Genomic DNA, 21,661 nt, shown 5'->3' on the forward strand with positions numbered 1-21,661 from the left:
CACCTGGCGCCGTCGGGGCCGCCACCCCCGGCGGAGTCCGTGCTGCCGGGGGCGTCGGCGGGGGCCGTGCCTTCCGGGGTGTCGGCGGGGTCCGTGCCGCCCGGGGCGCCTCCGCACCTGGCGCCGTCGGGGCTGCCGCCGGAGAATGCGGCTCCCGGTTCGCCGCCGAGCGCTGTGCCGTCGCGGACTGCATCGCCCGTAACACCCCCGCGCGCCGTGCCGCCCGAGGCTGCGCCGACCGGGCCGTCGGCGGGGTCCGTGCTGCCGGGGCCGCGGCGGGAGGCTGCCCCCGAGCCGCCGCCCCGGGACCCCCGGGAGCCCGGCACGACCGGATACGGCCTCGGCAGTGTGACCGTGCCGCCGGCGCTCCCGGAGGAGCCGCCCGAACTGCCGGTCTGGCGCTGGGGCGTCCCGCGTGACACCCCGCCCGAGCCCCCGTCCCCCACCCCCGAGCGGACCTCCGGCACCTGGCCTCCACACGGACAGGCCCCGGGCCCCGAGACCGCCCCCGGGCGGCCCGAGCGCGCCCCCGCGCAGGACGCGGGCTCCTGGCCCGCCCCCGGACCGGAGTCCGGCCCGGGACCCGACGCCGGTACGGGAACCTGGCCCGGAGCCGGAGCCGGAGCCGGAGCCGGAGCCGGAGCCGGAGCCGGAGCCGGAACTGGATCCGGGGCGGGGCCGTGGGCCGACACGGAAGGGGCTTCCTCGCCCGGGGCCGGCACGTGGCCCGACACCGGCTCCGGAACGGGGGCCGAGCCCGGGACGGGTGCGGCCACCGGTACCTGGCCGCTGGCCGGGGACGGCACAGGGCGCCCGCCCGAGGCCTGGGCCGCCCCCGGCTCGGCCGACCTCGGCCGGGGCGACCTCGGCCGGGCCGACCCCGGCCGGGGCGAGCCCGGCCCCGGCCTGCTGCCCCGGGCTCGGTCCGGTGCCGAGCCGGGCTCCTGGCCGGACCTGGAGGCCGGTGCGGGGCCTGATGCCGCCGCCGCGCAACGCGGGTCCGCACCTGACACCGGGTCCGGGCCGGGAACCCGGCCCGCCGCCGAGCCGCCGGCCGGTCCCGGGGCCCAACCGTGGGCCGGTCCCCGTGCCGACACCGGACCGTGGTCCGGTTCGCAGGCTCCGGCCGGCCCTGGAGCTGGACCGGGTTCCTGGTCCGATGCCGGTACCGGTACCGGTACCGCCCCGTCGGCCGGTCCCGGGGCCCAACCGTGGGCCGGTCCCCGTGCCGACACCGGACCGTGGTCCGGTTCGCAGGCTCCGGCCGGCCCTGGAGCCGGACCGGGTTCCTGGTCCGATGCCGGTACCGGTACCGCCCCGTCGACCGGTCCCGGAGCCCGACCGTGGGCCGACCCGCGGTCCGGTTCGGAGCCTCCGGCCGGTTCCGGTTCCGGTTCCGGTGCCGGGCCCGAGGACGGATCCACGGGACGGGCATGGCCCGGGGCCGGGGAGGCCGCGGGGGTGGGCGCCGCCGGCGCCGGGCCCGTCGGCGAGTCCTGGTCCGATGCCGATGCCGATGCCGGTGCCAACGCCGGTGCCGTGCCCGACGACGGGCCCCGGGCCGGTTCCGGTGCCGGGCCCATGCCTGCGCCCCGGCCCGAGGCCCGGCCGGGAGCCGAGGGCCGGGACGGGGAGCGGCCTGTCGTGGGGTATCTGGGGGACCGGGCGCCCACCTATGCCGCCGAGCCCGGGGCGCTGCCCCTCACCGATCCGGGGGCGCTCGACGGGCTCGTGCCCGACACCGTCCTCGAGGGGGCCCGGCACGGGACGTACACCCTGCGTGCCACCTCCGTACGCGGGGACTCCGCCCGGTTCCGCGGCGAGGCCCGGCGGGACTTCCTGCTGACCGCCCGCTTCGGCACCGGCGACGACGCCCTCGTCCTCGTGGCCCTCGCAGGCGGCGACCGGGCCGCCCCCGGGGCCGCCGAGGCCGCCGTCGAGCTGTGCCGCTGGATGGCATCGGCCGTCGGCCGGAGCCGGGAGCGGCTGGCCGACGACATCCGCGCCGGCCGGCGCGACGCCCTGCGCTCGGGGCTCCAGCGGCTCACCGACCGGGGCTACGGCCGCCTCCGGGCGCACGCCGCCGAGCTCGGGCTCCCGGAGGACGCGTACACCGCCGGCCTGCGCGTGCTGCTGCTCCCCATCGACCCCGAGTGCAAGACCCGGGTCTGCTTCGGCGCGGGCGCCGGCGGCCTGTTCCGGCTCCGGGCCGGGGCATGGGAGGACCTGGAGCCGGAACCGAAGCCGGAGCCGGACCCGACCGAGACCGCCGGGGACGGGTTCCGGTTCCGGGCCGCCGTGGCCCGGCCCGGCGACACCCTGCTGCTCTGCTCCGGCGGGCTCGCGGACCCCATGCGCGAGGATGGCCTCCTTTCGGCCGAACTCGCGGCCCGCTGGGCCGACCCGGAACCCCCCGGCCTCGCGGTCTTCCTCGCGGACACCCAGCTCCGCCTCAAGGGCTACGCCGACGACCGGACGGCCGCCGCGGTCTGGGAGGCGTAACCCGGCGGAACGTGCATGGATGGAAGGCGCACCTGGCAGGCAACGGAAGGGGCGCCCCTCCATGGGCAAGCAGAACGTGGCCGAGCAGTTCATCGACATCCTCGTACGCGCCGGCGTGCGCCGGATGTACGGAGTCGTCGGCGACAGCCTGAACCCCGTCGTCGACGCCATCCGGCGTACGGGCGGCATCGAGTGGATCCAGGTCCGCCACGAGGAGACGGCCGCCTTCGCCGCCGGGGCCGAGGCACAGATCACCGGCCGGCTCGCCGCCTGCGCCGGCTCCTGCGGCCCCGGCAACCTGCACCTGATCAACGGCCTCTACGACGCCCACCGCTCGATGGCTCCGGTGCTCGCGCTCGCCTCCCACATCCCCTCCGGCGAGATCGGCCTCGGTTATTTCCAGGAGACCCACCCCGACCGGCTGTTCACCGAGTGCAGCCACTACAGCGAGCTGATCTCCAACCCGCAGCAGATGCCCCGGGTGCTCCAGACCGCCATCCAGCACGCCATCGGCCGCAGCGGCGTCGGCGTGATCTCGCTGCCCGGCGACATCGCCTCCCTCCCGGCCCCGGACAAGAGCATCGAGCACGCGCTCGTGACCGCGCGGCCGACCGTACGTCCCGGCGACGGGGAGATCGAGAAGCTGGTCCGGCTGATCGACGAGGCCGAGAAGATCACGCTGTTCTGCGGCAGCGGCACCGCCGGGGCGCACCCCGAGGTCATGGAGTTCGCGGGCCGGGTCAAGGCGCCCGTCGGGCACGCCCTGCGCGGCAAGGAGTGGATCCAGTACGACAACCCGTACGACGTCGGCATGAGCGGGCTGCTCGGCTACGGCGCCGCCTACGAGGCCACGCACGAGTGCGACCTGCTGATCCTGCTCGGCACGGACTTTCCGTACAACGCCTTCCTGCCCGACGACGTGAAGATCGTCCAGGTGGACATCCGCCCCGAACACCTCGGCCGGCGCTCGCAGTTGGACCTCGGCGTCTGGGGAGACGTACGGGAGACCCTGCGCGCCCTGAACGCCCGGGTGAAGGCCAAGACGGACCGCCGCTTCCTGGACCGGATGCTGAAGAAGCATGCGGACGCCCTGGAGGGCGTGGTCAGGGCGTACACGCGCAAGGTGGAGAAGCACACCCCGATCCACCCCGAGTACGTGGCCGCGGTGCTCGACGAACTCGCCGACGACGACGCGGTGTTCACCGTCGACACGGGCATGTGCAACGTGTGGGCGGCACGCTATCTTTCCCCGAACGGCAAGCGGCGCATCATCGGTTCCTTCAGCCACGGCTCCATGGCCAATGCCCTCCCGCAGGCCATCGGCGCACAGTTCACGGACCGCGGCCGTCAAGTGGTGTCGATGTCGGGCGACGGCGGTTTCTCGATGCTGATGGGAGATTTCCTCACCCTGGTGCAGTACGACCTGCCCGTCAAAGTGGTCCTCTTCAACAACTCATCGCTCGGCATGGTCGAGTTGGAGATGCTGGTTTCCGGCCTGCCCTCGTACGGAACGACCAATCACAACCCGGATTTCGCGGCGATCGCGCGCGCGGCGGGCGCCTTCGGGGTCCGGGTGGAGAAGCCCAAGCAGCTCACCGGGGCTCTGAAGGACGCGTTCCGGCACAAGGGACCCGCCTTGGTGGACGTGGTGACCGATCCCAACGCCTTGTCCATTCCACCCAGGATCAGCGCCGAGATGGTGACCGGTTTCGCACTTTCCGCCAGCAAGATCGTGTTGGACGGTGGCGTGGGAAGGATGATCCAGATGGCTCGATCCAACCTGCGCAACGTGCCTCGCCCCTAAGCCCGCAGGAGTGCGGATTGCCCCGGCGGGCATGCATCCCGTAGACCAGTTCGAGATCCATGGGACACGGGGGAGGTACATCGCCGTGCGGGTGGGGGCGAAGACCGGGAAGCAGTGGAGAAGAGGGCGGCCCGTACCGCGCGAACCGTCCGTCGAGGACGGGGGAGCGGTGGACGCGCTGGAGATCAGCCGAAGCGTACGCCGGGCGGATCTCAAGGCCGTGGGCGAAGTGCGCCGGGCGTTACGGGAGCTGATGCGCCACCGGTGCCCGGCCGACACCGCGGAGGTGGCGGAGCTGCTGATCACCGAGCTCGTCACCAATGCCCTCGTCCACACCGACCAGGGCGCAGAGGTGTCCGCGCGGCTCGCCGCGGACCGGCTGAGGGTGGAGGTCCGGGACTACGCCTCGCGCCGGCCCCGGCCGTACGTACCGACCGCCGACGACGGTACGCACGGCCGGGGACTGGTGCTGGTGCAGGCCCTCGCCGACGCCTGGGGCGTGGACACGCCGGTGCAGGCCGGCGGCAAGGTGGTGTGGTTCGAGCTGGACGGCGCCCTCGGGATGTACGGCGGGGCGTAGGGACGATACGGCGCGGCGTACGGCGGGACGTACGGCGGGACGTACGGCGGAGGGCCCGCCTGACCGGCGGGCCCTCCGAGGTCCGGGGCGCGGTGCAGCCGTCAGCCGAACTGCTGCTCCAGGTCCTTGAGCTTGCGCTCGAGCGAGTCGAGGCGGGGAATGGTCTGGGTGTCGTCCTCGGCGGTGAGGTCCACCGTCCGGGCGCCGGTCACCTCAGCGACCTCGGTCCGGTGCACGGCCTGCAGGGAGGGCCGGCGGCGTGGGGCGGGCAGCTGTCCGGTTTCCGCTATGGCCGGCTCCGCGCCGACCGGCGCGGAGCCCGACCCGGGGGCCAGCCCCGGCACGTCGACCTGGCGGGCGCGGGATCGCCCGAACGCCCGGTTCTGCCGGCCCAGGGCCTTGATGCGGGCCCGGTCCAGCCGGTTCTGGTCGCGCCTGCGGTGGCGGTCCTGCTCCCGCTCGCGCTTGTCCTCGCGCACCTCGTCGACGGCCTCGTCGAGGGTGCGCACCCCCTCCAGCAGCATGAGCGACCAGGCGCCGAAGGTCTCCCGGGGGGCCCGCAGCCAGCGGACCATCCGGATCTGCGGCAACGGCCGGGGAATCAGGCCCTGTTCGCGCAGCGCTGCCCGGCGGGTCTGCTTGAGGGCGCGGTCGAAGAGGACGGCCGCCGAGAGCGACATCCCGGCGAAGAACTGCGGGGCGCCGTCGTGGCCCATGCCGCGCGGCGCGTGCACCCAGTTGAACCAGGCGGCCGCGCCCGCGAACAGCCAGACCAGCATGCGGGAGCCGAGGGCCGCGTCACCGTGGCTGGCCTCGCGGACGGCGAGCACCGAGCAGAACATGGCGGCGCCGTCGAGGCCGAAGGGGACCAGGTACTCCCAGCCCCCGGAGAGGTTCAGGTTCTGCCGGCCGAATCCGACCAGTCCGTGGAAGGAGAGCGCGGCGGCCACCGCCGCGCAGCAGAACAGCAGGACGTAGGAGGCGGTTCCGTAGACGGCTTCCTTGCGCCGCCGCCGCTCTTCGCTGCGCTCCCACGTGTCGTCCGCCGCGGCCTTGTCGCCCTCCCGCTTGCCCCGGGCCAGTACCGCAACTGCCGCAAGTACGCCCAGGATCAGCAGGCTGCCGGGCAGCAGCCAGTCCAGCGATATGTCGGTCAGTCTCATGCGGATGTCCCTTGCCTCTGCCTCGCGTGTGCGGCCTTCCGGGAGCCATGGTGACGCAGGAGATCGGCCCGGCACGCGGGTTTCGGGGCAAGTGGACGCCATCGGGGGGTGGGGCCCGCCGGATAGGGTGTTGTGGGTCGAACTGCCGCTCGCGCGGCCATGGTTGTGTTCGATTACGGTCAGCCGGACGAGTGGGTTCAGATGTCAGGCGGCAGCCGTGAGGCGGACGATGCGATCCGCGTCGCAGGTGCGGGGGCACGTGGTGCAGGTGTCCTCGGGCCGGATCGTGTAGAAGAGGCAGCAGCTGGCCCGGTCGCGGGTGGGTAGCCGTTCGCCGTCCGGGCCGGAGAGCATGCGGAATGCCGCGCCGGCGGTGTACGGGGCCGTCCTGCCGGGCAGCAGCGCCTCCAGCTCGGCCCTGGCCCGGCGCTCCTCGCCCACGAGCTTGCCCAGGTGCCAGACGCCCGAGACGATCTCGTCGGTCACCATGCCCCACAGGGCGCGGCGGCCGCGCCGCGTGCGCGGGCCGAAGCCGTCCAGGAGGGGCTCGAGGTGCTGGGCCACCGCAGCCCGCACCTCACCGCGCAGCGCCTCCTCGTCGGCCACGACACGGGCCCCGGGGAGAGCGGCCGCCGGATCGTCCGGCAGGCAGGCGAAGGACTCGATGCGCACGCTCATGCGCCCTTGGGTCCGGTGGAAGGCCACGTGCTGCGGCGACAGCCGGGGCACCCGCCGGTGGAGGAACCAGGGGGCCGTGATCAGCAGGCACGCGGGCCATGCGTACCGGTGCAGGCCGAAGGTGGCCACGACGTCGGGTCGGGCCTGGCGGCCGTAGTCCCGCAGCACCTGGGCGTCGTCCCAGGCGAGGTACCCGTCCAGCTCGGCTCCGCCCGCGGCGAGCGCGTCCGCACCGACCCACCCCACACCGCGAGGGGCAGCTTCGTGCGCTGCGCGCTCGACGACCTGCAGCCTGTCGTACACCTGCGACAGGCGTGCGTACGCGTCCGCCACCGGAGAGCCGGGCAGGGGCGGGGCGTAGACGGAGCTGTCGGGCATGGCGGAACCACCGATTCACACGAGCGCGAGAGACAAAGGTAAGCCTTACCTTAGCTGATCTCGGTGGCCCGTACCAGCACTTGGCGAACCGATTCACCTATTCTCGGAGGGCCCAGGTCGAAACCCAGAGGAGGACCGAGTGCACGAAGCGGCCCGCGTCGGGGTGACGGCGCTGATCCCGACACAGAAGGTGCTGCGCCATTCGGTGCGCGGGCAGGTGCTGGACGCGCTGCGCGCCGCACTCGTCGACGGGGAGCTGGTGCCGGGGGAGATCTACTCCGGGCCGGCCCTGGGGGAGCGCTTCGGAGTCTCCGCGACGCCGGTGCGCGAGGCGATGCAGCAGCTGGCGCTGGAGGGGGCGGTGGAATGCCTCCCGAACCGGGGCTTCCGGGTGCTGTCGCGTACGCCGCGGGCCCTGGCGGAGCTGGCGGAGGTCCGCGCGCTGCTGGAGGTTCCGGTGATGCTGCGGCTGGCCCGTACGGTCCCGGCGGAGGCCTGGTCGGCGCTGCGGCCGGCGGCGGCCGCCACGGCCGAGGCCGCCGCGGCCGGTGACCTCCCGGGGTACGCGGATGCGGACCGGGCCTTCCACCGGGAGGTCCTCTCCCTGGGCGGGAACGACCAGCTGGTCCAGGTCGCGGAGGAACTCCACCGCCGGTCCCAGTGGCCGCTGCCGGGCGCTCCGCGGGTCCGCAGGGCGGACCTCGTCGCGGACGCGGCGGAGCACTCGGCCCTGCTGGAGGCCCTGATCGCAGGCGACCTCCCCCTGATCGAACCCCTGATCCGCAACCACTTCACCGGCACCTGACCCGGCTCCCCGCACCCGTCCCGGCCCCGCCGGGCGTGACCGCCCGGGTCAGGTGGCCGGGGCCGGGTGGAGCTGGTCTGCCAGCCAGGTGGGGATGCCGCCCAGGAGGTGGAACAGGCGGCGGGCCTCCGCGCGGAGGCGGGCGGCCTCCGGCTCCGGCTCGGCTTCGGCCAGGGCCGCCAGCGCCGGGGCCGTGCCGATCAGGAAGCCCAGCTCCTCCCGGATGCGCAAGGACTCCGCGAAGCCCTTGCGGGCCTCCGCCACCTCCCCGTCCCGCAGGGCCAGCGCCGCCAGGTGCCGCCAGGTGAAGGACAGGAGCAGGGTGTCCCCGTGGGCCAGGGCCCCGGCATGGGCGCGGCGGTATGCGGGCCGGGCCGACTGGGGGGCGTCCGCCAGGTGTTCCGCGACCAAGCCGCGCCGGAAGTCCAGCAAGGGCCGCGTCCGGGACCCCGGGGACAGCAGCGCCGCCGCCCGGCCCAGCGCCGACCGGGCCTCGTCCGAGCGGTCGCGGACCCCGAGCACGGTGGCCGCGTACGCCAGTTGCCCGCGCTCGCACGCCGCCGAGCCCCGCTCGTCGTCGTCCCGGGCCACCGCCTCCGCGATCCGCAGCGCGTCCTCCGCCTCGGCCCAGCCCTGCCCGGTGAACAGGCACCGCTCGACCAGCAGCGCGGTCCGCTGCACGGCCGCGCCGGCGTCGGGCAGGTGCGGCGTCAGCAGGGCCGCCGCGTCGGTCCAACAGCCGCGCGAGCGCAGCCGCCATATCGCCCGCTGGAGGGGGTCGTCTCCCCCGGTAGTTCCGGCACCGGACATGGCGGTATCCGCCACATTGCCCTCCCCAAAGCAACCAAGCAGCACGTCGTCGAGCCCTGGGCCGAAATGAGAGCACGGATCGACGGCTTCGGCCAAGGGGTCGGGTGAACTCTTTCACAAAGTCCGGACGCCGCGTCAGGCACCCGGTACCGCCCCTGGCCGGATCTGCTCAGCTCATCCGCAGTGCGAGGAAGAAGTCGAGCTTGTCCTCCAGCCGCGACAGGTCACGCCCCGTCAACTGCTCGATTCGCCCGACCCGGTAGCGCAGCGTGTTGACGTGCAGGTGCAGCCGCGTCGCACACCGCGTCCACGAGCCGTCGCAGTCGAGGAACGCCTCCAGCGTCGGAATGAGCTCGGCGCGGTGGCGGCGGTCGTAGTCCCGCAGCGGGTCCAGCAGGCGCGCCGTGAAGGCGCGGCGCACGTCGTCCGGGACGAACGGCAGCAGCAGTACGTGCGAGGCCAGCTCGTGGTGGCCCGCCGCGCAGACCCGGCCCGGGCGCGCCGCGGCGACCCGGCGGGCGTGCCGGGCCTCCTCCAGCGCCCCGCGCAGCCCCTCCGCGGAGTGCACGGCCGCGCTGACGCCGAGGGTGAGCCGGCCGTCGTCGGCGAGGCCCGCCTGCAGGGGCTCCCGTACGGCGGAGAGGAGCTCGTCGGCGTGCAGGGCGCTGTCCGGGCCGCCCTTCTCCTCGCCGGGTTCCGCGGGCAGCGCGGGCAGCGGTACGAGCGCGATGGCCTCGTCACCCGCATGGGCCACCGCGATCCGGTCCGAGGGCTCGGGGCCCGAGACGGACGGGTCGACCAGGATCTCCTCCAGCAGCGACTGGGCCACCGGGCCGCCGGGGATGTCCCCGCCCTCCCAGTCGACCCGGGCCACGACGACCTGCCAGTGCGGGGCGGTGCCCAGCCCGGGCAGCAGCACCGGGGCCGCGACCCGCAGGCGGGCGGCGATCTCGGCGGGCGCGGCGCCCGTCTGGACCAGCTCCAGCACCTCCTGGGCCAGGCGGCGGCGCACCGTACGGGCCGCGTCGCGCCGGTCCCGCTCGACGGCGATCAGCTGGGTCACGCCCTGGAGCAGGTCGAGCCGCTCGGCGGGCCAGTCGCCCGCGTCCGCCTCGACGGCCAGCAGCCAGTCCGAGAGCACGCTCTCGCGCACGTCACGGGCCCCGGGGCCGCCCGGGCCCCGCCCCGCTCCCCTGATCGGGAACAGGGAGTAGGTAATACCCTGGATGGAGATCCGGTGCGGGCCCCTGCGCCCGGTGCGGACCGCCGCCAGGTGCTCGCCGGCCAGCGTCGCGCAGACGCCTGCTGCCAGGGGTTCTCCCGCTCCGGCGATCTGCCGGCCCGTGGGGGACAGCACCCAGGCGCGCAGATCGAGGTCGGTGGTGAGCAGATCGAGCACCACGTCCGGTCCACCGCCCGCGGGGCCCGAGGTCATCAGGCGGCGGTGCCGGTCCACGACGGCCGCGAGATCGCCCGCGCGCTCCCCCGAGACCTGCCGCACCACGTACTCGGTGATCGTGGCGAATGCAACGTCTTCGTTCACAGCGAACAACGGCAGCCGGTTGCGCCGACAGGCTGAAACGAGATCGTCCGGGATGTCCCCCAGCTCTGCCTCGCCCGCGGCGAGGCCCGCGACGCCCGCGCTCGCCAGGATTCGTACGAACGGCTCGGAGTCGGCTGAATTTCTTCGCCAGGCCAGGCCAGTGAGGACGAGTTCGCCCCCTGTGAGGTATCGGCTGGGATCCCTCAGGTCGGTCGTCATGACGCCGCGGACCGTCCGGTCGAGTTCGTCCTCGCCGCCCAGCAGCCGCAGCCCCAGCGCCTCGGTTTCCAGCAGTGCGCGCAGCCGCATGGTGTCGCCGCCGATCTGTCTCGAATGTTGCCGTTGGAAATCGGGCAGGTCGTTGCATCCTGCCTTTCATACGAATCTACAAGACGAGGGAGGCCGCCAGCCAACTCCTTCATGGTTTCGGTGACTGCACCGGGGGGACGCGCGGCTTGTGTACTGACTCCACACCGCGTTAACAGCACGTGAACGACCAGTCGAGGGCCCCTCGGGCCTCCTGGCTTGAAGTGAACGACACGATGAAGAAGAAGAGAGCCGCACATGGACTTCCTTCGCCCCGCCAGCTGGGAGGAGGCACTCGCCGCTAAGGCCGAGTACCCCACAGCTGTGCCGATTGCGGGTGGCACCGACATCATGGTCGAGATCAACTTCGACCACCGCCGTCCGGAGTACCTCCTTGACCTCAACCGCATCGAGCTGCTGCGGGAGTGGGAGGTAGGCGAGGAGGTCACCAAGCTCGGCGCCTCCGTCCCGTACACCCAGATCATGGAGAACCTGCGCGGCACGCTGCCGGGACTCGCGCTCGCCTCGCACACGGTCGCGTCCCCGCAGATCCGCAACCGCGGCGGTGTCGGCGGCAACCTCGGTTGCGCCTCGCCCGCCGGTGACTCCCACCCCGCCCTCCTCGCCGCCGGCGCCGAGGTCGAGGTCGAGTCCGTACGCGGCTCCCGCCTGATCCCGATCGACGAGTTCTACACGGGCGTCAAGCGCAACGCGCTCGCCGCCGACGAGCTCATCAAGACGGTCCACATCAAGAACGCCACGGGCCCGCAGCAGTACTCCAAGGTCGGCTCCCGCAACGCGATGGTCATCGCCGTGTGCGCCTTCGGCCTCGCACTGCACCCCGAGACCCGCACCGTGCGTACGGGCATCGGCTCGGCCGCCCCGACCCCGATCCGGGCGAAGGCTGCCGAGGAGTTCCTGAACGCCGCACTCGAAGAGGGCGGTTTCTGGGAGTCCCGCAAGGTCATCACCCCGTCGATCGCCAAGCAGTTCGGTGAGCTCGCCACCGGCGCGGCCAACCCGATCGACGACGTCCGCGGCACGGCGAAGTACCGCCGCCACGCGGTAGGCATCATGGCTCGCCGTCAGCTCGTCTGGACGTGGGAGCAGTACCGCGGCACGAACGGCCGCTCGCTCGAAGGGGCTGCGTAACCATGCGCGTCAATTTCACTGTCAACGGCCGTCCGCAGGAAGCCGACGACGTCTGGGAGGGCGAGTCCCTCCTCTACGTCCTGCGCGAGCGCCTGGGCCTGCCCGGTTCGAAGAACGCCTGTGAGCAGGGCGAGTGCGGTTCCTGCACCGTCCGCCTCGACGGCGTGCCGGTCTGTTCCTGCCTGGTCGCGGCCGGTCAGGTCCAGGACCGCGACGTCGTGACCGTCGAGGGCCTTGCGGACTTCGCCAAGCAGCGCGAGGAGCACGGCCACGGCGGTGCCTGCGGCACCGGCGGCGGCTGCGGCAGCAAGGGCGTCACCACCGACGAGGCCAAGCGCTGGTCCGCGCACGGGTCCGACAGCGGGCTCCGCCCGCGGGCCGGTGACTCCCAGACCGGTGAGGGCGTCGAGCTCTCCGGCATCCAGCAGGCGTTCATCGACGCGGGCGCCGTCCAGTGCGGCTTCTGCACCCCGGGTCTGCTCGTCCAGGCGGACGCGCTCCTGGAGCAGAACTCCGACCCGTCCGACCAGGACATCCGTGAGGCCCTGTCCGGCAACCTCTGCCGCTGCACGGGCTACGAGAAGATCCTCGACGCGGTCCGCCTGGCGGCCGCCCGTCAGGGAGAGGCGGTCTGACCATGGCTCAGAACACCCGCACCGTGCCCGCCGGTACGCCGACGAACGTCACCCAGAAGCACAACAAGGGCGGCATCGGCGAGTCCATCCTGCGCCCGGACGGCACCCTCAAGGTCACCGGTGAGTTCGCGTACTCCTCGGACATGTGGCACGAGGACATGCTCTGGGGCCAGACCCTGCGCAGCACCGTCGCCCACGCCGAGATCGTCTCCATCGACATCTCCGAGGCGCTCGCCATGCCCGGCGTGTACTCGGTCCTGACGTACGACGACCTGCCGGCCGAGATGAAGAACTACGGCCTCGAGATCCAGGACACCCCGGTTCTCGCCAACGGCCGGGTACGTCACCACGGTGAGCCGGTCGCCCTCGTGGCCGCCGACCACCCGGAGACCGCCCGCCGCGCGGCCGCCAAGATCAAGATCGACTACCGCGAGCTGCCGCTCGTCACCGACGAGGCCTCCGCCCTCGCCGAGGGCGCGCCGCTGATCCACGAGGGCCGCGACGACCACCACATCGGTCACGTCCCGCACCCGAACATCGTGCACCGCCAGCCGATCATCCGCGGCAACGTGGAAGAGGCCCGCAAGCGCGCCGACGTCATCGTCGAGGGCGAGTACACCTTCGGCATGCAGGACCAGGCCTTCCTCGGCCCGGAGTCCGGCCTGGCCGTGCCGTCCGAGGACGGCGGCGTCGAGCTTTACGTCGCGACCCAGTGGCTGCACTCGGACCTCCAGCAGATCGCCCCGGTCCTGGGCCTGCCGCCGGAGAAGGTCCGCATGACGCTCTCCGGCGTCGGCGGTGCCTTCGGTGGCCGCGAGGACATCTCGATGCAGATCCACGCCTGCCTCCTGGCCCTGGCCACGAACAAGCCGGTCAAGATCGTCTACAACCGGTTCGAGTCCTTCTTCGGCCACGTGCACCGTCACCCGGCGAAGCTGTACTACGAGCACGGCGCCACCAAGGACGGCAAGCTCACGCACATGAAGTGCAAGATCGTCCTGGACGGCGGCGCGTACGCGTCCGCCTCCCCGGCGGTCGTGGGCAACGCCTCCTCCCTCTCGGTGGGTCCCTACGTCCTGGAGGACGTGGACATCGAGGCGATCGCGCTCTACACGAACAACCCGCCCTGCGGCGCGATGCGCGGCTTCGGCGCCGTCCAGGCCTGCTTCGCCTACGAGGCCCAGATGGACAAGCTCGCGGCGAAGCTGGGCATGGACCCGGTCGAGTTCCGCCAGCTGAACGCCATGGAGATGGGCACGGTCATGCCCACCGGCCAGGTCGTGGACGCCCCGGCGCCCGTCGCCGAGCTGCTGCGCAGGGTCAAGGCCCGCCCGCTGCCGCCGGAGCGCCAGTGGGAGACCGCCGGCGAGGGCGCGGACGTCCGCGCGCTGCCCGGTGGCCTCTCGAACACCACCCACGGTGAGGGCGTCGTCCGCGGCGTCGGCTACGCGGTCGGCATCAAGAACGTCGGCTTCTCCGAGGGCTTCGACGACTACTCCACCGCCCGCGTGCGCCTGGAGGTCATCAACGGCGAGCCCGTCGCGATGGTCCACACGGCCATGGCGGAGGTCGGCCAGGGCGGCATCACCGTCCACACGCAGATCGCCCGTACCGAGCTGGGCGTCACGCAGGTGACCATCCACCCGGCCGACACCCAGGTCGGCTCCGCCGGTTCCACGTCCGCCTCGCGGCAGACGTACATGACCGGTGGCGCGGTGAAGAACACCTGTGAGGCCGTCCGCGAGGCGCTCCTGGAGATCGGCCGCCGCAAGAAGGGCTCGTACCACCCGGCGTGGGCCACTGCCGAGCTGCTGCTCGAAGGCGGCAAGGTCGTCACCGACGGCGGAGAGGTCCTCGGCGACATCGCCGAGATCCTGGAGGACGAGGCCATCGACCTCGAACTCGAGTTCCGCCACCACCCGACCGTGCCGTTCGACCTGGTCACCGGCCAGGGCAACGGTCACGTCCAGTACACCTTCGCCGCACACCGCGCGGTCGTCGAGGTGGACACCGAGCTGGGCCTGGTCAAGGTCGTCGAGCTGGCGACCGCCCAGGACGTCGGCAAGGCGCTGAACATGCTCTCCGTGGTCGGCCAGATCCAGGGTGGTACCACCCAGGGCCTGGGCGTCGCGATCATGGAAGAGATCATCGTGGACCCGAAGACCGCGAAGGTGCGCAACCCCTCCTTCACGGACTACCTGATCCCGACCATCCTCGACACCCCGACCATCCCGGTCGACGTCCTGGAGCTCGCCGACCCGAAGGCGCCGTACGGCCTGCGCGGAATGGGCGAGGCCCCGACCCTCTCGTCCACCCCGGCCGTCCTCGCGGCGATCCGGCAGGCGACCGGTCTGGAGCTCAACAAGACGCCGATCCGTCCGGAAGCCCTCACCGGCACCCTCTAGGACGGCGTGGTCCGGGGGCCGCGAGGCCCCCGGACCCCCACAGATTTCCGGGCGGTGTGACACCGGGAACGTCACACTTCCAGCCACACCGCCCGGAGCAAGAAGTCCGGAGTACGGGAAACCGCACCGCTCGCGGTCCGTTCCACCGGCAGTACCCCCACGGAACACCCGGTGGCCCCGGCACCCCGGAGCCGCCACCAGTACCGCAGAACCCCCGCAGTACCCGCAGTACACGCAGTGAATTTCGCGTCGCCTCGGGCCGTCACCCCGGGTCGTGCAGCCAACGGCATTTCCCAAATCCCGCGTCTCCAATCTCCATGCGGGTGCCCCTTTGAACCTTGGGAGTTAGGCACCATGACCCAGTCGTCTGTGGAGCCCAAGACCACCGCGGAAGAGGCCGGCGACGGCTCTCGTACCCCCGCCGGGCGTTCTTGGCTCGACCGGTACTTTCACATCACCCATAGAGGATCCAGCGTCGGCAATGAGATTCGTGGCGGAGTCACGACCTTCATGGCCATGGCGTACATCCTCCTGCTCAACCCGCTGATCCTCTCCGGCAAGGACGTCGCCGGAGACACCATGAGCCAGAAGGCGCTCATCACCGCCACCGCGTTCGCGGCGGCCCTGACCACGCTCCTCATGGGCTTCGTCGGCAAGGTCCCGCTGGCCCTGGCCGCAGGCCTTTCCGTCTCCGGCGTGCTCTCCTCGCAGGTCGCCCCGCAGATGACCTGGCCGCAGGCCATGGGCATGTGCGTGATGTACGGCGTCGTGATCTGTCTCCTGGTCGTCACCGGCCTCCGAGAGATGATCATGAACGCGATCCCGCTCGCGCTCAAGCACGCGATCACCATGGGCATCGGCATGTTCGTCGCCCTGATCGGCCTCGTGAAGGCCGGCTTCGTCGGCAAGGGTTCCGAGTTCGGTCCCCCGGTCCAGCTCGGTTCGGTCGGCGAGCTCGCCGGCTGGCCCGTCCTGATCTTCTGCGTCACCCTGCTGACCATCTTCATGCTGCAGGCCCGCAAGGTCCCCGGCGCGATCCTGATCGGCATCGTCGGCGGCACCGTGCTCGCCGCCATCCTCAACGCCGTCGCGGACATCGACGCGAAGGCCTGGCGCAACGGTCCGCCGACCCTGGACGGCTCCGCGGTCTCGATGCCCGACTTCTCGCTCTTCGGCCAGGTCGAGTTCGGCGGCTGGGGCGACGTCGGCGTCATGACGGTCGGCATGATCGTCTTCACCCTGGTGCTCGCCGGCTTCTTCGACGCGATGGCCACCATCATCGGCGTCGGCACCGAGGCCAAGCTCGCCGACGACAAGGGCCGTATGCCGGGCCTGTCCAAGGCGCTGTTCATCGACGGTGCCGGCGGCGCCATCGGCGGCTTCACCGGCGGCTCCGGCCAGACCGTGTTCGTCGAGTCCGCCACCGGCGTCGGCGAGGGCGCCCGCACGGGCCTCGCCTCCGTCGTCACGGGCCTCTTCTTCGCCGCCTGCCTCTTCTTCACCCCGATCACGCAGATCGTCCCGGGTGAGGTCGCCTCCGCGGCCCTGGTCGTCATCGGCGCGATGATGATGCAGAACGCCCGCCACGTGGACTGGGCCGACACCGCGACCGCCATCCCGGTCTTCCTGACCGTGGTGGTCATGCCCTTCACGTACTCGATCACCCCGGGCGTCGCCGCCGGTGTCATCTCCTACGTGGCCATCAAGGTCGCGCAGGGCAAGGCCCGCGAGATCGGCGCCTTCATGTGGGTCCTGACCGGCGTCTTCCTGGTCTTCTTCGCCCTCCACCCGATCGAGGCGTGGCTCGGTGTGAAGTAAGGCCGGGCCCGTGATCAAGACCTGACCCTCCACGCATCCGATACTGGAAACCGAACCTCTCCGAGGAGGCCGCACATGCTGGACATCGCCGAAGAACTGAACCGGTGGGTCGAGCAGGGACGTGACTTCGCCGTCGCCACCGTGGTGGCGGTCGGCGGGAGCGCGCCCCGGCAGCCCGGAGCCGCACTCGCCGTCGACAGCGAGGGCACGGCCATCGGATCGGTTTCCGGCGGATGCGTGGAGGGCGCGGTGTACGAGCTGTGCCGGCAGGCGCTGGAGGACGGCGAGACCGTCCTGGAGCGCTTCGGCTACAGCGACGACGATGCCTTCGCCGTGGGTCTGACCTGCGGCGGGATCATCGACATCCTCGTCACCCCGGTCCCCGTGGGGTCCCCGGCGCGCGAGGTGTTCGCGGCCGCGCTGGCCGCGGCCGCCCGCGGTGAGGCCGCGGCGGTCGCCCGGATCGCGGAGGGGCCGGCCGAGCTCAAGGGCCGGGCCGTGCTCGTCCGGGGCGACGGCGGCCACGAGGGCGGTTTCGGGGGCCACCCCGAGCTGGACCGCACCATCGCCGAGGAGGCCCGCGCCATGCTGGACGCGGGCAGGACCGGCGTGCTGGAGATCGGCGCCGACGGCCGGCTCTGCGGAGAGCCGCTCAAGGTGCTCGTCGAGTCCAGCGTCCCGCCGCCGCGGATGATCGTCTTCGGCGCCATCGACTTCGCGTCCGCCCTGGTGCGGATCGGCAAATTCCTCGGCTACCACGTGACCCTGTGTGACGCGCGACCCGTGTTCGCGACGAAGAACCGTTTCCCCGAGGCGGACGAGATCGTCGTCGAATGGCCGCACCGCTACCTCGAGGCACAGTCCTCGGCGGGCTCGCTGGACGGCCGGACCGTCCTGTGCGTGCTCACCCACGACGCCAAGTTCGACGTCCCGCTCCTCGAACTGGCCCTCAGGCTGCCCGTCGCGTACGTCGGCGCCATGGGCTCCCGCCGTACCCACGAGGACCGCAACAAGCGGCTCCGCGAGGTCGGCGTGACCGAGCTCGAGCTGGCCCGGCTGCGCTCCCCGATCGGCCTGGACCTCGGCGCCCGCTCCCCGGAGGAGACCGCGCTGTCCATCGCTGCCGAGATCGTCGCCAACCGCCGCGGCGGCTCCGGCGCGGCCCTCACCGGAGCGCACATACCGATCCACCCGGACACCTCTAACACGGTGATCGGCAGGATCGGCTCCGTCGCTTGAAGGACGTGAAGGCACGGGCGTGAAGAAGCGGGTGTGAAGAAAAGGGCGTGACCCGAGGGTTGCGCCCTTTTGCTGTTCCCCCTATTTTACCGGCCGGTAACAGCGCTTCCCTGCAACGGAGTTGAGCGGATGTCCAGGACCGCACGCACCGCCCGCACGGCCCGCACGGCCCGCACGGCCCGTACCCCCGTACGTACGCTTCTCGCCGGCTGTGCGCTGGTCGCGGCCTCGCTCGCCGGGGGCACCGCATCGGCCTCCGCCCCGGCCGCGGGCCCCGCCGCCGGCCCCGGCGTCCGCGAGGTGCTGTTCGTCGGCAACAACTGGGAGGGGACCGCCGATGTGCTCGCCTCCACCGGGGACCTCGCCAAGGTCGGCCGGATCAATATGATCCCCGACAAGGAGGAGCGGCTCCGGGAGATCTACCTCAATCCGATCAAGCTCGGTTTCTTCCTCGGCATCCGCAACACCGCGGGCGAGGGCCACGACCAGTTCGTGGACGACATGTACACCACTGCGGACGGCGCCGCCGTGGTCGCCTCCCGTCCCAGCTTCGCCGACGTCGTCTCGATCGACGTGCGGACGGGCCGGGTCAACTGGCGCTTCCCCGTCGCCGGCTACCGCTCCGACCACATGGCGGTCTCGCCGGACGGCACCCGCGTCGCCGTCTCCGCCTCCACCGCCAACACCGTGCACGTCCTGGACATCGCCACCGGGCGGCAGCTCGGCTCCTTCCCGACCGGCGACAAGCCGCACGAGAACACCTTTTCCCGTGACGGCCGCTACCTGTGGAACAGCTCCATCGGGGACGTCACCTCCGCCCTCGACGCGCCCTGGCTGGACTGGACGAAGGGCGACCGGAAGATCACCGTCGTCGACGCGCAGACCTTCCGCACGGTCCGCGTGATCGACATGCGCGAGCGCCTGAACGCCTTCGGCCGCTCGGACCTGTCCGATGCCGTCCGGCCCATGTCGTTCAGCCCCGACGAGTCCAAGCTCTACTTCCAGGTGTCCTTCTTCAACGGGGTCGTCGAGTACGACGTGGCCACCGACCGGATCACCCGGATCAAGGAGCTCCCCCGCAACCCCGCCACCAACGCGGACCGCACCACCTGGGTCAACGACTCCCGCCACCACGGCATGTCCATGAGCCCGGACGGGGCCAAGCTCTGCATCGCGGGCACCATGGACGACTACGCCACCGTCGTGGACCGCGCCACCCTCGCCGAGGGGCCGCTGGTCCAGGCCGACAAGCCGTACTGGGCCACCGTCGACGGGGACGGCACGGCCTGCGTGATCTCCGAGAGCGGCGCCGACCGGGTCACCGCCATCGACTTCGCCACCGGGACCAAGCGGGTCTCCGTCCCGGTCGGCGACCACCCCCAGCGCGTCCGCCTCGGCCACGTCCCGACGGGCTGGACGGGCCCGCAGTAGCAGGGCCCGGAGCGGCGTTCGCCCGCCCGGGCAGCGGTAGGCGCACCGCCCGGGCCGGCCGCGGGATGCCGGGGCGGCCGGGGCGGCCGGGCGGGATCAGGCGGGCAGGGAGATGCGGGCCGCCGACATGCCGAAGGAGGAGCTCCAGGCTCCGGGAGCCAGACCGGTGGGCTTCGGGTGCAGGTCCTCGTCGCGGTAACGGCGCACGCTCTGGTGCCAGTTGAGGACGGCGACCATCCAGTCCTCCAGCTCCCGCACGTACGCGTCGAGCGAGGCGCGCGCCTGCCGGTCGAGGCCGTGGTCCTCGTACAGCACCGGCAGCTGGTGGTCCCGGATGTGCTCGAACTCCCGGGTGCGCTGCGCCAGCAGGTCGGCGACGATCGCGAACGCCTGCGGGTAGCCGATGTCGAAGAAGTTCTGGGTGACGAGCACGTGGTTGTGGACCTCGCCCTCGACCTCGATCTCCTTCTGGTACGAGTGGAGGTCGTTGACGATGCACCCGACGTCCGCCGCCGCGCTCTCCAGCGAGCGCATCACGCCGTCCCGGTAGACCTCGGGCGGGACGCCGTCGCCCTCGTGGCCGAACTTGGCCAGGAACATCGTCAGGTACGAGCCGAACGTGAAGCGGCGCATCTCGGCGTAGTCGACCGGGTCGGGAATCCTGTTCACGACCGCGTTGCCGATCTCCCAGACCCAGCTGTCCAGCATCCCGATCACGTGCCCGCGGAACTCCGCGCGCATCGCGGCGCTCATTCCGGCGACGGTGCGGGCCCACAGTTCCTTCAGGCTCCGCTCCATCGCGGTGACCGGCTCCGGGGCCTCGCCCGGATCGACCGGGATCATGGAGATCAGCCGGTCGGTCGCCGCCCGGGCAGCTCCCGGTGACTTCGAGCCGCCGAAGACCTTGGGGTAGTAGTCGTCCGCGTACGTGCCCCAGGCCAGCCACTGCGCGCTCAGGCTCAGCGCCTCGGGCGTGGCGTCGGGGTCGATGCCCGCCGAGCACAGCGCGAAGTCCATGCCGACCAGCTTGGCCTCGTCCCAGATGTCGGAGCCGGGGTCGCCGGGCTGCGGATGCAGCAGGCCCATCTCCCGGCACCAGACCACCAGTTCCCGGCGCGCCCGGTCCAGGTGCGGACTGAGGGTGAGCGGGAACGGCATGTGGAACTCGGGCAGCAGTGAAGGGCCCACCTTCTGGAACGGAACGTGCGTGAAGCTGCGCCGGCGCATGTCCATGGCGCGGGGGGTGAACACCGAGCGCAGGTCGAGGGCGGCGGTTCCGGGCCCGCTGGGCATGAAGGGCAGGGTGAGCGGGGCCGCCGCCCCTGCCCTGGCCTCCGCGTTCATGTAGCGGCTGGAGACCATGTGCCATTCGTGGCCGCCGGACTGCCAGTCCTGCAGGCCCTTCGCGTACGCGAGTACGGACGCCAGCTCCACGGGGTCGAGCCCGTGCCGGGCGGCGAGCGCGGGGACCTCGGCGAGGGCCGTGTACTCGAACTGCTGGAGCCGCGAGGTCAGCAGGTCGTTCGACAGGTCGGCGGCCTCCTGGGTGGTGCACTTCAGGAAGGTCTCCAGGACCAGGACGGCGTTGGAGAGTTCGCCCTCCTGCTCCACTTCGCGCTGGTAGGAGAAGATGTCGTTGCGGATGTGCACCGCGTCGGAGAAGGCGTCGCGCAGCACCTCGAGCGGGCGCGCGTGCGCGACCCGGGCCGGCACCTCGGCGGACACGTACTCGATCAGCCCCGCGGACCAGGGGGCGCCGCCGACCTTGCGGCGCATCTCGATGTACTCGAGCGGGTTGGCCACCCGGCCGATGTTGATGTTGTGGAGCTCCCACATCGACTCGTTGAGGAGGTTCCTCGTCGACTCGGAGAATCGTTCCCGCCAGTCCATCGACATCGCGGGGACCGTCCGCGACCACAGGTCCTTGAGGCCCGCCTCGACCTGGTTCGCGGGCTCGGGGAACCCGTCGGCGAGGTCCATCGGCATGAAGGCGGCCAGCCCGTCGAGGTACTTCTTCGCACCCTCGCGGTCCTGGGTGCGCTTGTAGACCTCCAGGAAGTGGTCGTCGAAGAAGAACACCCACACGTACCAGTCGGTGACCAGGTCCAGCGCGTCGCCGTCGCAGTCGGGGTGCGTGTACGCGCACAGCAGCGCGTAGTCGTGCGAGTCCAGGTCCTTCTGCGTCCAGACACCGGACCCCTCCAGCATCCCGAAGTCGCGGGCCCACTGCCGGGTGTGCGTTCTCGCGGCCTCCAGGTGGGGGTTCAGTCGCGCCGGATACGGCACGTAGAAATCCGGCAGTTGAAACGGCTGTGTCACGGCGCGACGGGCCTTTCGTCCGAGGGTACGGGGGTCATGGACGCGGCCCCCCGCACGAGATCAGCAGGGCCCCTACCCCTGTTGCCCCGAAGA

General features: G+C 72.1%; 15 protein-coding genes. 10 read left to right on the forward strand and 5 right to left on the reverse strand.

Going from position 1 to position 21,661, the window contains the following annotated elements:
• Positions 1 to 1,461 precede the first annotated feature (1,461 nt).
• From ACZ5WG_RS35595 to ACZ5WG_RS35605, 3 genes are all read left to right on the forward strand, one after another.
• Positions 1,462 to 2,502: a protein phosphatase 2C domain-containing protein gene (locus ACZ5WG_RS35595; RefSeq protein WP_468728660.1), complete on the forward strand. Its 1,041-nt coding sequence runs from the start codon at positions 1,462 to 1,464 to the stop codon at positions 2,500 to 2,502.
• A gap of 61 nt (positions 2,503 to 2,563) precedes the next feature.
• Complete coding sequence (locus ACZ5WG_RS35600; RefSeq protein ID WP_468728661.1) at positions 2,564 to 4,306, forward strand: pyruvate dehydrogenase; 1,743 nt, start codon at positions 2,564 to 2,566, stop codon at positions 4,304 to 4,306.
• 253 nt (positions 4,307 to 4,559) lie between these two features.
• A complete protein-coding gene (locus ACZ5WG_RS35605; RefSeq protein WP_468728794.1) occupies positions 4,560 to 4,886 on the forward strand; it encodes an ATP-binding protein in 327 nt (108 codons plus the stop codon).
• 101 nt (positions 4,887 to 4,987) lie between these two features.
• On the opposite strand, the gene ACZ5WG_RS35610 is transcribed toward ACZ5WG_RS35605, so the two are convergent.
• Entirely contained in the window at positions 4,988 to 6,049 is a 1,062-nt protein-coding gene (locus ACZ5WG_RS35610; RefSeq protein ID WP_468728662.1) for a DUF2637 domain-containing protein, read from the reverse strand.
• A gap of 204 nt (positions 6,050 to 6,253) precedes the next feature.
• A complete protein-coding gene (locus ACZ5WG_RS35615) occupies positions 6,254 to 7,105 on the reverse strand; it encodes a (2Fe-2S)-binding protein (RefSeq protein ID WP_468728663.1) in 852 nt (283 codons plus the stop codon).
• Between the two features lie 139 nt (positions 7,106 to 7,244).
• Here ACZ5WG_RS35615 and ACZ5WG_RS35620 point away from each other — a divergent pair, with 139 nt between their 5' ends.
• Positions 7,245 to 7,910, forward strand: coding sequence for a GntR family transcriptional regulator (locus ACZ5WG_RS35620; RefSeq protein ID WP_468728664.1), 666 nt, complete (start codon positions 7,245 to 7,247; stop codon positions 7,908 to 7,910).
• Positions 7,911 to 7,958: 48 nt separating this feature from the next.
• On the opposite strand, the gene ACZ5WG_RS35625 is transcribed toward ACZ5WG_RS35620, so the two are convergent.
• Positions 7,959 to 8,735 (reverse strand): hypothetical protein, encoded by a 777-nt coding sequence (locus ACZ5WG_RS35625; RefSeq protein ID WP_468728665.1) that lies wholly within the window; start codon positions 8,733 to 8,735, stop codon positions 7,959 to 7,961.
• 154 nt (positions 8,736 to 8,889) lie between these two features.
• The gene (locus tag ACZ5WG_RS35630; protein WP_468728666.1) at positions 8,890 to 10,572 is read right to left on the reverse strand and encodes a PucR family transcriptional regulator; all 1,683 of its coding nucleotides are present in this window, start codon (positions 10,570 to 10,572) and stop codon (positions 8,890 to 8,892) included.
• A gap of 255 nt (positions 10,573 to 10,827) precedes the next feature.
• Between ACZ5WG_RS35630 and ACZ5WG_RS35635 the strand changes: the two genes are divergently transcribed.
• The 6 genes from ACZ5WG_RS35635 to ACZ5WG_RS35660 all read left to right on the forward strand — a co-directional run bounded on the left by ACZ5WG_RS35635 (position 10,828) and on the right by ACZ5WG_RS35660 (position 19,249).
• The gene (locus ACZ5WG_RS35635) at positions 10,828 to 11,721 is read left to right on the forward strand and encodes an FAD binding domain-containing protein (protein WP_468728667.1); all 894 of its coding nucleotides are present in this window, start codon (positions 10,828 to 10,830) and stop codon (positions 11,719 to 11,721) included.
• Between the two features lie 2 nt (positions 11,722 to 11,723).
• Positions 11,724 to 12,356 carry a (2Fe-2S)-binding protein gene (locus ACZ5WG_RS35640; RefSeq protein ID WP_468728668.1) on the forward strand — a complete coding sequence of 211 codons (633 nt, stop codon included), beginning with the start codon at positions 11,724 to 11,726 and terminating at the stop codon, positions 12,354 to 12,356.
• 2 nt (positions 12,357 to 12,358) lie between these two features.
• Entirely contained in the window at positions 12,359 to 14,761 is a 2,403-nt protein-coding gene (locus tag ACZ5WG_RS35645; RefSeq protein WP_468728669.1) for a xanthine dehydrogenase family protein molybdopterin-binding subunit, read from the forward strand.
• Between the two features lie 354 nt (positions 14,762 to 15,115).
• Positions 15,116 to 16,579, forward strand: coding sequence for an NCS2 family permease (locus ACZ5WG_RS35650; RefSeq protein ID WP_365951420.1), 1,464 nt, complete (start codon positions 15,116 to 15,118; stop codon positions 16,577 to 16,579).
• A 75-nt stretch (positions 16,580 to 16,654) separates the two neighbouring features.
• Positions 16,655 to 17,818 carry an XdhC family protein gene (locus ACZ5WG_RS35655; protein WP_468728670.1) on the forward strand — a complete coding sequence of 388 codons (1,164 nt, stop codon included), beginning with the start codon at positions 16,655 to 16,657 and terminating at the stop codon, positions 17,816 to 17,818.
• A 129-nt stretch (positions 17,819 to 17,947) separates the two neighbouring features.
• On the forward strand, positions 17,948 to 19,249 hold the full coding sequence (locus ACZ5WG_RS35660; RefSeq protein ID WP_468728671.1) for a YncE family protein: 1,302 nt from the start codon (positions 17,948 to 17,950) through the stop codon (positions 19,247 to 19,249).
• Between the two features lie 96 nt (positions 19,250 to 19,345).
• Here the strand turns inward: ACZ5WG_RS35660 and ACZ5WG_RS35665 are convergent, their stop codons facing one another.
• The gene (locus ACZ5WG_RS35665) at positions 19,346 to 21,568 is read right to left on the reverse strand and encodes a terpene synthase family protein (protein WP_468728672.1); all 2,223 of its coding nucleotides are present in this window, start codon (positions 21,566 to 21,568) and stop codon (positions 19,346 to 19,348) included.
• Positions 21,569 to 21,661 lie beyond the last annotated feature (93 nt).

The sequence above is a fragment of the Streptomyces sp. NPDC032745 genome, from assembly GCF_055579465.1.

What these genes read in the sequence shown, in the direction of transcription:
- ACZ5WG_RS35645 (WP_468728669.1), top strand. Translation starts at nt 12,359, where the DNA reads ATGGCTCAGAACACCCGCACCGTGCCCGCCGGTACGCCGACGAACGTC.
- ACZ5WG_RS35660 (WP_468728671.1), top strand. Translation starts at nt 17,948, where the DNA reads ATGTCCAGGACCGCACGCACCGCCCGCACGGCCCGCACGGCCCGCACG.
- ACZ5WG_RS35600 (WP_468728661.1), top strand. Translation starts at nt 2,564, where the DNA reads ATGGGCAAGCAGAACGTGGCCGAGCAGTTCATCGACATCCTCGTACGC.
- ACZ5WG_RS35630 (WP_468728666.1), bottom strand. Translation starts at nt 10,572, where the DNA reads ATGCGGCTGCGCGCACTGCTGGAAACCGAGGCGCTGGGGCTGCGGCTG.
- ACZ5WG_RS35655 (WP_468728670.1), top strand. Translation starts at nt 16,655, where the DNA reads ATGCTGGACATCGCCGAAGAACTGAACCGGTGGGTCGAGCAGGGACGT.
- ACZ5WG_RS35650 (WP_365951420.1), top strand. Translation starts at nt 15,116, where the DNA reads ATGACCCAGTCGTCTGTGGAGCCCAAGACCACCGCGGAAGAGGCCGGC.
- ACZ5WG_RS35610 (WP_468728662.1), bottom strand. Translation starts at nt 6,049, where the DNA reads ATGAGACTGACCGACATATCGCTGGACTGGCTGCTGCCCGGCAGCCTG.
- ACZ5WG_RS35640 (WP_468728668.1), top strand. Translation starts at nt 11,724, where the DNA reads ATGCGCGTCAATTTCACTGTCAACGGCCGTCCGCAGGAAGCCGACGAC.
- ACZ5WG_RS35605 (WP_468728794.1), top strand. Translation starts at nt 4,560, where the DNA reads ATGCGCCACCGGTGCCCGGCCGACACCGCGGAGGTGGCGGAGCTGCTG.
- ACZ5WG_RS35635 (WP_468728667.1), top strand. Translation starts at nt 10,828, where the DNA reads ATGGACTTCCTTCGCCCCGCCAGCTGGGAGGAGGCACTCGCCGCTAAG.
- ACZ5WG_RS35615 (WP_468728663.1), bottom strand. Translation starts at nt 7,105, where the DNA reads ATGCCCGACAGCTCCGTCTACGCCCCGCCCCTGCCCGGCTCTCCGGTG.